This window comes from Tardiphaga sp. (genome assembly GCF_044336785.1).
In the GTDB taxonomy this organism is placed as follows: domain Bacteria; phylum Pseudomonadota; class Alphaproteobacteria; order Rhizobiales; family Xanthobacteraceae; genus Tardiphaga.
The window spans coordinates 1-12,844 of sequence record NZ_JBIIOT010000123.1 but is presented as its reverse complement, the minus strand read 5'-3'; the positions used below and the strand labels follow the sequence as shown (position 1 = coordinate 12,844).

The following is a 12,844-nucleotide window of genomic DNA, read 5'->3' as shown; positions in this document are numbered from 1 at the left end:
AGCGCGCCACCACCTCGCAGAAATGCGTGCGCGCCGGCGGCAAGCATAACGACCTCGACAATGTCGGCTACACCGCGCGTCATCACACCTTCTTCGAGATGCTCGGCAACTTCTCTTTCGGCGATTACTTCAAGGAACGCGCCATCGAGCTGGCCTGGAATCTGATCACCAAGGAATACGGGCTCGCCAAGGATCGGCTGCTCGTCACCGTCTATTCCGAGGACGATGAAGCCTTCGCGCTGTGGAAGAAGATCGGCCTGCCGAATTCCAAGATCATCCGCATCCCGACCTCGGACAATTTCTGGCAGATGGGCGACACCGGCCCGTGTGGCCCGTGCTCGGAAATCTTCTTCGACCATGGTGACAAGATCCCCGGTGGCCCTCCCGGCTCGCCCGATGAAGACGGCGACCGGTTCATCGAGATCTGGAATCTCGTTTTCATGCAGTTCGAGCAGATCGCACCGGGCAACCGCCTCACGCTGCCGAAGCCGTCCATCGACACCGGTATGGGCCTCGAGCGCATCGCTGCGGTGCTGCAGGGCAAGCACGACAATTACGACATCGACCTGTTCGTCGCACTGATCCGTGCCATTGCCGATCTCACCGGTGCCGATCCGCACGGCCCGATGAAGGCCTCGCTGCGCGTCATCGCGGATCATCTGCGCGCGTCGTCGTTCCTGATTGCCGACGGCGTGCTGCCGTCGAATGAAGGCCGCGGCTATGTGCTCCGCCGCATCATGCGCCGTGCCATGCGCCACGGTCAGTTGCTCGGCGCACGTGAGCCGATCATGTGGAAGCTGGTCGCGGCACTCGTGCGCGAGATGGGCGAAGCCTATCCGGAATTGCAGCGTGCGCGCTCGCTCATCGAAGAGACGCTGCGCCTTGAAGAGACCCGCTTCCGCCGAACGCTGGAAAAGGGCCTCGGCATTCTCGACACCAAGAGCGCTACGCTGAAGCAGGGCGACATGTTTGATGGCGAGACCGCCTTCACGCTCTATGACACATTCGGCTTCCCGCTCGATCTCACCCAGGACGCGCTGCGCAACCGCGGCATCTCCGTCGATATCGCATCCTTCACCGATGCGATGGAGCGGCAGAAGCAGAAGGCGCGCGCCTCATGGTCCGGTTCGGGTGAAGCCGCCACCGAGACAGTGTGGTTCGGCCTGCGCGAAAAGCTCGGCGCCACTGAATTCCTTGGCTACGAGACCGAGAGCGCCGAAGGCGCCGTGACTGCATTGGTCAAGGACGGCAACGAAGTCGAGAGCCTCAAGGCCGGCGACACCGGCGCCATCGTCTTGAACCAGACGCCGTTCTATGCGGAGTCCGGCGGCCAGGTCGGCGATCTCGGCGTGCTCACGGGCGAGGGCGTCACCTTCCGCGTCACCGATACCCAGAAGCGCGCTGGCGATCTGTTCGTGCATCTCGGCACGGTCGAGAGCGGCGAGCTCAAGATCGGCACCGCGCTTGCGCTCGATGTGGATCATGCCCGTCGCTCGGCAATCCGCGCCAACCACTCGGCGACGCATCTGCTGCACGAAGCGCTGCGTCAGGTGCTCGGCGACCATATTGCGCAGAAGGGCTCGTCGGTGGACGACAAGCGCCTGCGCTTCGATTTCGTGCATCAGAAGCCGATCACGGCCGAAGAGCTGCGCCAGGTCGAGGACATCGCCAACAATGTCGTGCTCGAAAATGACGAAGTCACTACGCGCCTGATGGCGGTGGATGATGCCCGCGAAGCCGGTGCCCGCGCGCTGTTCGGCGAGAAGTACGGCGATGAAGTTCGCGTCGTTTCCATGGGCAAGATGCCGCGCGACTCTGGCAGCAATGCGCTCGGCTGGTCGGTCGAGCTCTGCGGCGGCACCCATGTGAAGCGCACCGGCGATATCGGCATGATCTCGGTCACGGCCGAGAGTGCAGTGGCCTCCGGCGTGCGCCGCATCGAGGCGCTGACCGGCAATCAGGCGCGTCATCAGGCCAATGGCACGATCGCGCTAGCGAAGTCTGCTGCCAATGAACTGCGCACGACCATCGACGACATGCCGGCGCGTATCGCTGCGCTGATGGAAGAGCGCAAGAAGCTCGAGCGCGAGCTGTCCGAAGCCAAGAAGACCATCGCCATGGGCGGCGGCGCCGGTGGTGCTGCGGCCGGCGCAGGCGGCGGCGACGTCATCGATGTCGGTGGCATCAAGCTGATGGCGAAGTCGGTCTCGGGCATCGAGATGAAGGATCTCAAGAGCCTTGCCGACGCCGGCAAGAAGCAGCTCGGCTCCGGCGTCGTCGCGATCATCAATGTCGGCGAAGACGGCAAGGCCGGCGCCGTGGTTGGCGTCACCGAGGATCTGGTCTCGCGTTTCAGCGCCGTCGATCTGGTGAAGATCGCGTCCGAAGCCCTTGGCGGCAAGGGCGGCGGTGGCCGTCCGGACATGGCACAGGCTGGTGGCCCCGATGGCAGCAAGGCGAATGATGCGCTGAAGGCGATCGAAGCGGCGCTCGCGAAATAGCCGCGCGTCGTCCCCGCGCAGGCGCAAGCCAAGACTATCGCATATGGCCAAGCGCGGATGATGATAGTGCTCGGCCTGCATGGTTCGAGACACCCGCTTCGCGGGCTCCTCACCATGAGGGTCTTCTATAGCGCTATACTCTTCCCTCATCCTGAGGAGCGGCCTTCTTAGGCCGCGTCTCGAAGGATGGCGGCAGGCTGCGTTGCCAATCATATGCAACAGCCCGCACCTGCGCAGGGACGGCACGGTATGATACGAGATCAGCTGTTTTAATTAAGAACTGCATCGTCTCATCACAACCGCTCCTCGCGATAACGACATCGTTTCGGGCTGCGACCATGAGTAGCCTCACTTGAGTCTGGCATCCCACGCTCCCATGCGGCAAAAAGCGGCATGGAGCACAATACCCCTCTGATTTCGACCGTCGTTGTCGGCCTCGTTCTGGCTTTCATTCTCGGTGTGGTTGCACAGCGCATCCGCGTCTCGCCGCTGGTGGGTTATCTCCTGGCCGGCGTGCTGATGGGGCCATTTACGCCGGGTTATGTCGCGGATCAGAAACTCGCCAATGAACTCGCCGAAATCGGCATCATCCTGCTGATGTTCGGTGTCGGCCTGCATTTTTCGTTGAAGGATCTGCTCTCGGTCAAGAACATCGCCATCCCCGGCGCCGTCGTGCAGATCGGGGTGGCGACGCTGCTTGGGATCGGGCTTGGCGAGCTGCTGGGCTGGGGGCTGGGTGGCGGTCTTGTGTTCGGCCTCGCTCTGTCGGTCGCGTCCACCGTCGTTCTGCTTCGCGCGCTGCAGGAGCGCCGCCTGCTGGATAGCGAGCGCGGACGGATCGCCATCGGCTGGCTGATCGTCGAAGACCTGGCCATGGTTCTGACGCTGGTGCTGCTGCCAGCCATTGCACCTTTGTTGAAGGGGGAAGGCGGCGGCGATCTGTCAGCGCTGGCGATGCCCTTGTTGGTCACCCTCGGCAAGGTCGCGGGCTTCGTCATCTTCATGCTGGTGGTCGGCCGTCGCGTCATTCCGGCCTTGCTGCATTACGTCGCGCATACCGGCTCGCGCGAGCTGTTTCGGCTGGCCGTGTTCGCGATCTCGCTCGGCGTGGCCTTCGGTGCGGCACTCGTCTTCGATGTTTCGTTTGCGCTCGGCGCGTTTTTCGCCGGCATGATTCTCAGCGAGTCCGAGCTCAGCCAGCGCGCTGCCAACGAGACCCTGCCGCTGCGCGACGCGTTTGCCGTGCTGTTCTTCGTCTCAGTCGGCATGCTGGTCGATCCCAGCATCATCCTGCGTGATCCGCTGCCGCTCTTGGCCACGGTCTTCATCATCCTGATCGGTAAGTCCGTTGCAGCTTTCGGCATCGTGCGCCTGTTCGGGTATCCGCAATCGACGGCGCTGACGATTTCAGCGTCGCTCGCGCAGATCGGCGAGTTCTCGTTCATTCTTGTCAGCCTCGGCGCGAGCCTCGCGCTGCTGCCGGATCGCGGCCGCGATCTCGTGCTGGCCGGCGCGATCATCTCGATCATGATCAATCCGGTGTTCTTCGCGCTTCTCGATCGCATCGTCGCCAAGGAGGACGCCGAGCCACAGCCCGTCGGTCCGCCCGATCCGGCCAAGCCGGTGGTGCGTGATCCCCATCCGATCTCCGAACTCACCAATCACGTCGTGCTGGTCGGCCACGGCCGCGTCGGCAGCGTGGTGAGCACGGCGTTGCGTGCAGCCAAACTGCCGTTCCTTGTCATCGAGGATACGCCGGGTGTGGTCGAGCGGCTGCGCGAAAGCCATGTGGATGTGATCACCGGCAATGCCGCAGCGCCGGACATGCTGCAGGCGGCGAACATCACCCATGCGCGGGGATTGCTTGTCGCCATCCCCGACGCGTTCGAAGGTGGCCAGATCGTCGCCAAGGCGCGGGCGCTGGCGCCGACGCTGCCGATCATCGCCCGTGCGCATTCCGATGAGGAAGTCGCCCATCTCAAATATCACGGCGCCAATGTCGTGATCATGGGCGAACAGGAAATCGCCAAGGCGATGCTGCTGAAGATCGGCGCGACGATGGCGGTTTAATCGTTTCCTCTATTGTCGTCACCCGGCTTGACCGGGTGACCCAGTAGACACCGCAGCTTCTGAGTTTACTGGATCGCCCGGTCAGGCCGGGCGACGACAGGTGAGATTACACAGATCGTGTCATTCCGCCATCGACGCGGATGTTCTGGCCGGTGATGTAGCCCGCGCCTTCCGACGCGAGGAAAGCCACCGTGGCCGCAATCTCTTCGCTTTTGCCATAGCGCTGCATCGGTACGCTCTCGCGACGCTCTTCGGTGGCGGGCAGGCTGTCGATCCAGCCCGGCAGCACATTGTTCATCCGTACATTCGACGCTGCAAAGGCATCCGCGAACAGTTTTGTGTAGGATGCAAGCCCCGCGCGAAACACCGCCGAGGTCGGAAACATCGCCGAAGGCTCGAAGGCCCAGGCGGTGGAAATATTGATGATGCTGCCCGCCTTCTGCGCCTGCATGATCGGCGCGACAAGTCGCGTCGGCCGGATGACGTTCATCAGATAGACGTCCATCCCGGTGTGCCACTGCTCGTCGGTGAGCTCGGTCACCGGCGCGCGCGGGCCATGTCCGGCGCTGTTCACCAGCACGTCGATGCGCCCCCATTTGGCGGCAGCGCCATCGACGAGGCGCTTGAGATCATCATTCGACTGGTTCGAGCCAGTGATGCCAAGCCCGCCCAGTTCCTGCGCCAGTGCTTCGCCTTTGCCGGACGACGACAGGATCGCGACGTGAAATCCGTCGGCGGCGAGGCGACGCGCAGATGCGGCGCCCATGCCACTTCCGCCTGCGGTGATGATGGCGACTTTGCCTGCTGACATGGTGATGCTCCTCTTGATGAAGCGAGCCTAGCTCGCAATCGTCCTGCGCAGGAAGGCGTAACCGAGCGCCTGGCTCTGTGCCTGCTTGCTGTTGTCCACCGCGCCTGAATGGCCTCCGGCCACGGTCTCGTTGAACCAGGCCGGGCAACCCAACTCCTGCAGCTTGGCCACCATCTTGCGGGCATGGCCGGGATGCACGCGGTCGTCGGTGCGGTTGGTGGTGATCAGGATCGGCGGATAATTCTGGCTCGCCGTCGCCAGATGATAGGGCGAGAATTTCTGCAGATACGCCCACTCATCCGGAATTTCCGGATCGCCATATTCGGCGATCCAGCTCTGGCCCGCGAGCAGCTTTGTGTAGCGCGACATGTCGAGCAGCGGCACGCTGCACCAGATCGCGCCGAACAGCCGCGGATAGCGCGTCAGCATGTTGCCGACCAGCAGGCCGCCATTGCTGCCGCCATGGCAGGCGAGCTTGGCCGCCGTGGTCACGCCGGACGCAGCGAGATCGCGCGCCACGGCCGCGAAGTCATCGTGCGCCACATGCTTGGTGTTCTTGCGCGAGGCCAGATGCCAGCTCGGCCCGAATTCGCCACCGCCGCGGATGTTGGCGATGGCATAGACATGGCCGTGTTCGAGCCACAGCTTGCCGGCGATCGCCATGTAGGACGGCGTCAGCGAGACTTCGAAGCCGCCATAGCCATAGAGGATCGTCGGTCGCGGCGCGCCCTTGGCAGACAGGTTCTTGCCGATCAGGAAATACGGAATCTTGGTGCCATCTTCGGCCACCGCATGGCGCTGCTGCACCTCGATGCCCTCCGGATCGAAATTGCGCGGCGCGCTTTTCAATGGCTCTGGTGCACCATGGCCATCCCACAGTGCCGTCGTCGTTGGCCGGTCGAAGCCTGTAACGGTGAGCAACAGTTCTGTGCCGAGATCAGGATCGTCCTCTCCACCAAAGCTCTGCGCGGAGATTGAGGCATTGTCGGGCAGGCCGGGCAGGGGCGTCTCGGTCCAGCCGGCTTCGCTCTTTTGCATGAGCACGAGACGGCCGCGGACATTATCGAGCAGTTCGAGCACGATGCCGTGGCGCGTTTCGGTCCAGGATTGCAGCGCCCGCGTCGGCGTCGGCGCGAACACGATCTCGAAATCGCGTGCGCCGGACAGGAAGCGGTCGAGATCGATCGCCGCGACAGCACCCGCGGGAATCTTGAGATCGCCGAGCGTCCAGTCCTGCTTCGGGCTGATTAGCAGATCTTCCGCCTCCGCGCCGACATCGATTTCCTCGGGCAGTTCTAGCCGCAGCCGCTTGCCCGCATGCGGGCCATGGCGGCGCTCGACAAAGATATGCGAGCGGGTGAAATCGAGCGCCCGCCAGAACATCATCCCTTCGTGGCCCGGCCGGCGATTGACGCCGAACCAGACCGCAACGTCCTGCTTCTCAACCTCGAACACCACCGCGGCGGCATCCAGCGGCGTGCCGCGCGTCCAGCGCCGGACGGTCCGCGTGTAGCCGGCCTCGGTCGTGTGGTCGGGCCCGGAGGCGCTACCGACCAGCAGCGTGTCCTGATCGACCCAGGCGACTTGCGTCTTCGCTTTCGGAATCACGAAGCCATCAGAGACAAAGCTTTTCGCGGCGATATCGAACTCGCGCACCTCGATGGCATCGGTGCCATTGAAGGACAGGCTCACCAGCGCCCTTGTCTTGTCCGGCGAGCGCGCAGCTCCGGCGAAGGCCCAGGAGACGCCCTCGGCCTTGTTAAGCGCATCGATGTCGAGCAGCACGTCCCAGTCGGGCTCGTCGGTGCGGTAGCTCGCAAGCGTCGTACGACGCCACAGCCCGCGCGGATGCTTGGCGTCCTTCCAGAAATTGTAGAGGTGGTCGCCGGATTTGCCGACAAAAGGGATGCGGTCGTCGGCATCGAGAATTGTCATGACGGCGTCGAAATCGCGCTTGTAGCCGTCGTCGATCAGAAAATCGTCGGTGCGCTTGTTCTGCGCCTCGACCCAGCCGACCGCCTTCTCGCCCTCGATCTCCTCGAGCCACAGATAGGGATCGTCGTGGCCGTCGGCGGGATTTGATGCGGTCATGCTTACCTCGGAGGGAGTGCGGTTCTCATGCGTGATTACGGGCCAAGCATGGGCAGAGCAAGGCGGCGCGTTCCGGTTGTGGTGACGGCGCTTCACTCATCTTGGTGATGCAGAATGTCGCGGCCTAGACGAAAGTCGAAGGACATTCACGCCGATTCGAAGAGCATCATGATCACCCCAAGTCTCGTCCAATGTCCCACCTGCCATGAGCGTCGAGATTTTGTCCGCGCCGAGCCTGCCGTGCCGAAGAAGGATGGCACCGAAATTCGCACCTTCGCCTGCCGTCCCTGTGCCAGCGAGATGCGTTACATGATCACCCGCCACGGCTTTACGCTTCTCGCCTCCTGAAACGAAAAAGTCCGGGGCGCCTGAGCACCCCGGACCTTTGTCCGTTCGAGACTGAAGGCCTGAAATCAGGCCGCCAGTTCCTTGGTCAGGTTTTCGGCGACCTTGTCCAGAAAGCCCGTGGTCGAGAGCCAACGCTGGTCGGCGCCGACCAGGAGCGCGAGATCCTTGGTCATGAAGCCGGCTTCGACTGTGTCGACGCAGACCTTCTCGAGGGTCTTGGCGAACTTGGCCAGCTCGGCATTGTTGTCGAGCTTGGCGCGGTGGGCGAGGCCCTGAGTCCAGGCGAAGATCGACGCGATCGAATTGGTCGAGGTCTCCTTGCCCTTCTGATGCTCGCGGTAGTGACGGGTCACCGTGCCGTGGGCGGCTTCGGCTTCCACCACCTGGCCATCCGGCGTCAGCAGCACCGAGGTCATCAGGCCGAGCGAGCCGTAACCCTGGGCAACCGTGTCGGACTGCACGTCGCCGTCATAGTTCTTACAGGCCCAGACATAGCCGCCCGACCACTTCATCGCAGCGGCGACCATGTCGTCGATCAGGCGGTGCTCATAGGTGAGGCCGGCGGCGTCGAACTTGGTCTTGAACTCGGCGTCGTAGATCTCCTGGAAGATGTCCTTGAAGCGACCGTCATAGACCTTGAGGATCGTGTTCTTAGTGGAGAGATAGACCGGCACCTTGCGCGACAGGCCGTAATTCAGCGAGGCGCGGGCGAAGTCGCGGATGGAGTCGTCGAGATTGTACATGCTGAGGGCCACGCCGGCGCCCGGAGCCTGGAACACTTCGCGCTCGATGGTGGTGCCGTCCTCACCGACGAACTTCATCGTCAGCGTGCCCTTGCCCGGGAACTTGAGGTCGGTGGCGCGGTACTGGTCGCCGAACGCGTGGCGGCCGATGATGATCGGCTTGGTCCAGCCGGGGACCAGGCGCGGCACGTTCGAGCAGATGATCGGCTCGCGGAAGATCACGCCGCCGAGAATGTTGCGGATGGTGCCGTTCGGCGACTTCCACATCTGCTTGAGGTTGAATTCCTTCACGCGCGCTTCATCGGGGGTGATGGTCGCGCACTTCACGCCGACGCCGTATTTCTTGATGGCGTGGGCCGCATCCACGGTGACTTGGTCGTCGGTCTTGTCGCGGTATTCCATCCCGAGGTCGTAATAGTGCAGGTCGATATCAAGGAAGGGGTTGATCAGCTTGTCCTTGATGTACTGCCAGATGATGCGGGTCATCTCGTCGCCGTCGAGTTCGACGACCGGGTTGGCGACCTTGATCTTTGCCATGTGGTTCGGGCCTTTAGCGCGTTGCGGGAGGGATGATGACCGCGGCTATAGCACCGTGCATGGCGGGGCGGAAGCGCAGCCGCTATGCAGTTTCGGTCCAAAATTCATGTCGGAATGCAATGTGATAGAACCGCTCGAAATCACGGCCGAAAACGCCCGTCTTGCGCTCCCGGCAAACCTCCCATAAGCCCCGCTGCGGCGATCGGCGCGGCCCCGCCGGTCACATCCTGTTAAGGATTCACGGTTCCAGCCAAGTTCCTCATATCATTCGGAAAAACGCCGCCCTGCGAGATATCGCGCGAACACAGGTTAAACTCTTGAATCCGGTCCTCCCCAGGTTGATTCAAGATCTTGAGACCAAGACCTTCAGAGATTGAATCGGAAAGTGAAGACATGAGCGGCTCCGGCACCGATCGCAGCAAGCCCCACAGCGATCTCATCGGCCCCGTCGTCATTCTGGTCGAGCCGCAGCTCGGCGAGAATATCGGCACCGCCGCGCGCGCCATGGGCAATTTCGGCCTGACCCGCCTGCGCCTGGTCAAGCCCCGCGACGGCTGGCCCAATGTCCACGCCCAGCGCGCCGCCTCCGGCGCCGACCATGTGCTCGACGCCGTCGAACTGTTCGACACGGTGGAAGCGGCGGTCGCCGACTGCACCCTTCTTTATGCCACCACCGCCCGCGCCCATGACCAGGCCAAGCCCGTGGTCGCCCCCGAGGCCGCAGCCAGCGAGACCATCGCCCATATCAAGACCGGCGCCACCGCCGGCATCCTGTTCGGCCGCGAGCGCTACGGCTTGCAGAACGAGGAGGTGGCGCTGGCCAACCGGATCATGACCTTCCCGGTCAACCCCGCTTTCTCGTCCCTGAACCTCGCCCAGGCGGTCCTGCTCTGCGGCTATGAATGGTTCAAGCAGGCGACCGGGAACGCGCTGCCTTACGCCATGCCCGAGCGCTCCGAGCGCGCGTCGCAGCACCAGATGACGTCCTTCTTCGACAATCTGGTCGCCGAGCTCGACAAGGTCGAGTTCCTCCGCCCGCCGGAAAAGCGCGACACCATGCTGGTCAACCTGCGCAACATCTTTACCCGGATGGAGCCGTCCAAGCAGGACATGCACACGCTGCACGGCGTGGTGATGGCCATTGCCGAAGGCCGCAAGGGCCCGGCCAAGGGCGGCGTGCTCGATGGCGAACAGGCGACCCGCCTGCGCGCGCTTCTGGCCGAACACGGCAAGGGCCAGCAGCCCCATGAAAGCGGCACCGTCCGCGGCCTCGCCCGCATGCTCCGCCGCAACCCGACCGATGCCGAGCGGCTGCTCTGGGACGCGCTCCGCGCCGACCGCCGCTTTGCCGGTCAGTTCAAGCGCCAGACCCCGGTCGGCCGCCACATCCCGGATTTTGTCAGCTTCCCCGAGCGCATCGCCATCGAGCTGGTCAATCCCGGCGAGACCGAGGTGATCGTCTCCGACCGCGCCAGCCGCCAGACCTGGCTGGAAGAGCGCGGCTACCGCGTGCTCGCGATCCGCGCCGAAGACGTGACGCGCGACATCGGCCCGGAGCTGGACCGGCTGGAGGCGCTGCTCAACAGCGGGATGCCGGGGTGACAGCGAAGCTGTCATTCCGGGGCGCGCCGAAGGCGCGAACCCGGAACCTCGATCAGCGACGCTCCTCTTTCCGCGCGTGAGGTAAGCGGAGCTTCATCACACTGAGATTCCGGGTTCGCGCCTCTGGCGCGCCCCGGAATGACAGTGTGGTCATGCGCGCCTCCCGCGCTACACTGCCCCCACCAGCCGCGACCAACGCGGCGGCCGAACAAAACCGGGAGCCCCGCCATGCCGATCTCCACCGCCGAGAAGCGCGCCAACTTCCGTGCTCTCCATGCCGCCGGCTGTTTCGTCCTCCCCAACCCTTTCGATGTCGGCTCCGCCCGTTATCTCGCCCACCTCGGCTTCAAGGCGCTGGCCTCGACCTCCGCCGGCTATGCCTGGTCCACCGGCCGCCCCGACAACAAGGTCACGGCCGACGACGTCATCGACCATCTCGCGCTGCTCTCCGCCGCCACCGATCTGCCCGTGAATGCCGATTTCGAGAACGGTTTTGCCGATGACCCCGCCGGCGTCGCCGCCCATGTCGCCCGCGCCGTGGCGAGCGGCATCTCCGGCCTGTCCATCGAGAATTCCACCGGCCGCGCCGACCAGCCGCTCTATGACGACGTGCTCGCTGTGGAGCGCATCAAGGCCGCCCGCGCCGCCATCGATGGGGTCGATCCCGCCGTCATGCTGGTGGCGCGCTGCGAAGGTTTTTTGCATGGCGAGCGCGACCTGACAAAGACCACCGCGCGGCTGGTCGCCTTTGCGGAGGCCGGCGCCGATTGCCTCTATGCGCCGGGTGTCGCCTCCGACGCGGAGATCACCACGCTGGTGCAGGCGCTGGGCGGCAAGCCGCTCAATGTCCTCACCGTGCAGCCGACCATGACCGTGCAGCATCTGGCCTCGCTCGGCGTCCGCCGCATCAGCGTCGGCGGCTCACTGGCCCGCATGGCCTGGGCGGGGTTCATGGGCGCGGCTCAGGAGATCGCCGGGCAGGGGACGTTTACGAGCTTTGCAAATGGGGCGAAGGGCGGGGAGTTGAATAAGTTGTTTGGGAGCTAATTAGCTTCGGGGGATGAGCGGGGCAGCAACAATATTAGATACGTGCCGAGGCGAGAGGTAGCGACTTGCTTTTGTTTCTATCAACAATTTGCTCGGTTTGGCTGAAGTACAAAACTCCAAAGAGGCAAAGAGCTGTTTTTGCTGTGGGCGTCAATAATTGGGAGGAGCCAGTCCGGCCTTAGCTCTGCTTCCGTTTGAACCACGCCCTCTTCGCTTAGTGTTCTAACTGCGTAGTCTCGAGAAAACATTGTGCTAAGCGTTCCCACTATTTCAAATTCTTGATCAGGGTTCGCGTGTTCGCGTGGAGTCCATTCAAGTTCGATTGCATCAAGCGTGCCATTTGAAGTCAGCGCTGTGGGCTCGCTGCATTTCCAGTCGCCGAAGTTCATGAACGTCCATGCGATATGTTTCTCAATCGGATCAGTAATTTCGGTGTTCACGCAATATAGAGCAGCTCGTTCTGCTGTAAATTGAACTTTGCCATCTGGATCAATCGTTCGCGGATGTGCAGAGCTCGCGATTACACGAAATCGAAGTGGCGGTTTTGTTGCCACTATGCGGTCTCCCAAAACCGCCATTTCGTTGACACGCATAGCTTGAAGCATATCGATAGTCCAACGCTGGCCTACTCGAGATAGCTCTGAGTGATCAACGACTGTCCATATGCTCCATCGAGCCCAATACAATGCGAATTTTAATTGGCATCCAACGATCCTCGCATAATTGATCATTCGCGAAAGGTAATCGTCTTTGGCAGAGAACCGCTGCAATGATGGATTTTGATTGTAAACGTTTTTGACCTCGACGAGCCACTGCGTGCCATCTTTGAGAACTGCACGAAAGTCCGGAGCGATATAGCTTCCGGCTGGATGAACCGTTCCGAGGTCTTCTTTCTTCAGCAAAGTGTAGTGGCCGAGACTCACGGTCAGTGCCTCGAACATTCTTTCGGTGCGCTGCCCGTGTAGCAGTATGTCGCTATTAACCGCCTGTGATAGCGCTTGCTCGGCATAAGACATAAACGCCTTCAACGATGCCGGGTCACGTAGCGAAACGCTATGTTCTTTGCCGAAATTGGCAAAAACGTTGAGCAAGTC

9 protein-coding genes are annotated in these 12,844 nt (G+C 62.6%); 5 read left to right on the top strand and 4 right to left on the bottom strand.

All coding sequences use genetic code 11. The features are described from left to right. Both alaS and ybaL read left to right on the top strand, forming a co-directional pair. On the top strand, positions 1 to 2,501 hold a 2,501-nt coding region (alaS, locus tag ACIQ2A_RS23285), incomplete at its 5' end, for an alanine--tRNA ligase (protein WP_398483900.1). Positions 2,502 to 2,894: 393 nt separating this feature from the next. Next, complete coding sequence (gene ybaL / locus ACIQ2A_RS23280; RefSeq protein WP_398483898.1) at positions 2,895 to 4,571, top strand: YbaL family putative K(+) efflux transporter; 1,677 nt, start codon at positions 2,895 to 2,897, stop codon at positions 4,569 to 4,571. 106 nt (positions 4,572 to 4,677) lie between these two features. Here the strand turns inward: ybaL and ACIQ2A_RS23275 are convergent, their stop codons facing one another. Next, entirely contained in the window at positions 4,678 to 5,382 is a 705-nt protein-coding gene (locus tag ACIQ2A_RS23275; protein ID WP_398483895.1) for an SDR family oxidoreductase, read from the bottom strand. Between the two features lie 27 nt (positions 5,383 to 5,409). After that, positions 5,410 to 7,473, bottom strand: a complete 2,064-nt coding sequence (locus ACIQ2A_RS23270) for a prolyl oligopeptidase family protein (protein ID WP_398483893.1) — start codon at positions 7,471 to 7,473, stop codon at positions 5,410 to 5,412. Positions 7,474 to 7,641: 168 nt separating this feature from the next. On the opposite strand from ACIQ2A_RS23270, the gene ACIQ2A_RS23265 reads away from it, so the two are divergent. Continuing rightward, positions 7,642 to 7,821 carry a hypothetical protein gene (locus tag ACIQ2A_RS23265; RefSeq protein WP_398483891.1) on the top strand — a complete coding sequence of 60 codons (180 nt, stop codon included), beginning with the start codon at positions 7,642 to 7,644 and terminating at the stop codon, positions 7,819 to 7,821. A gap of 65 nt (positions 7,822 to 7,886) precedes the next feature. Here ACIQ2A_RS23265 and ACIQ2A_RS23260 read toward each other — a convergent pair whose 3' ends face one another. Continuing rightward, on the bottom strand, positions 7,887 to 9,101 hold the full coding sequence (locus ACIQ2A_RS23260; RefSeq protein WP_398483889.1) for an NADP-dependent isocitrate dehydrogenase: 1,215 nt from the start codon (positions 9,099 to 9,101) through the stop codon (positions 7,887 to 7,889). 393 nt (positions 9,102 to 9,494) lie between these two features. Between ACIQ2A_RS23260 and ACIQ2A_RS23255 the strand changes: the two genes are divergently transcribed. Beyond that, positions 9,495 to 10,703: a TrmJ/YjtD family RNA methyltransferase gene (locus ACIQ2A_RS23255; RefSeq protein ID WP_398483887.1), complete on the top strand. Its 1,209-nt coding sequence runs from the start codon at positions 9,495 to 9,497 to the stop codon at positions 10,701 to 10,703. 228 nt (positions 10,704 to 10,931) lie between these two features. Further along, positions 10,932 to 11,750: an oxaloacetate decarboxylase gene (locus ACIQ2A_RS23250; RefSeq protein WP_398483885.1), complete on the top strand. Its 819-nt coding sequence runs from the start codon at positions 10,932 to 10,934 to the stop codon at positions 11,748 to 11,750. Positions 11,751 to 11,830: 80 nt separating this feature from the next. Here the strand turns inward: ACIQ2A_RS23250 and ACIQ2A_RS23245 are convergent. Further along, positions 11,831 to 12,844, bottom strand: a 1,014-nt coding sequence (locus tag ACIQ2A_RS23245) for a hypothetical protein (protein ID WP_398483883.1), incomplete at its 5' end; no start/stop codon positions are given.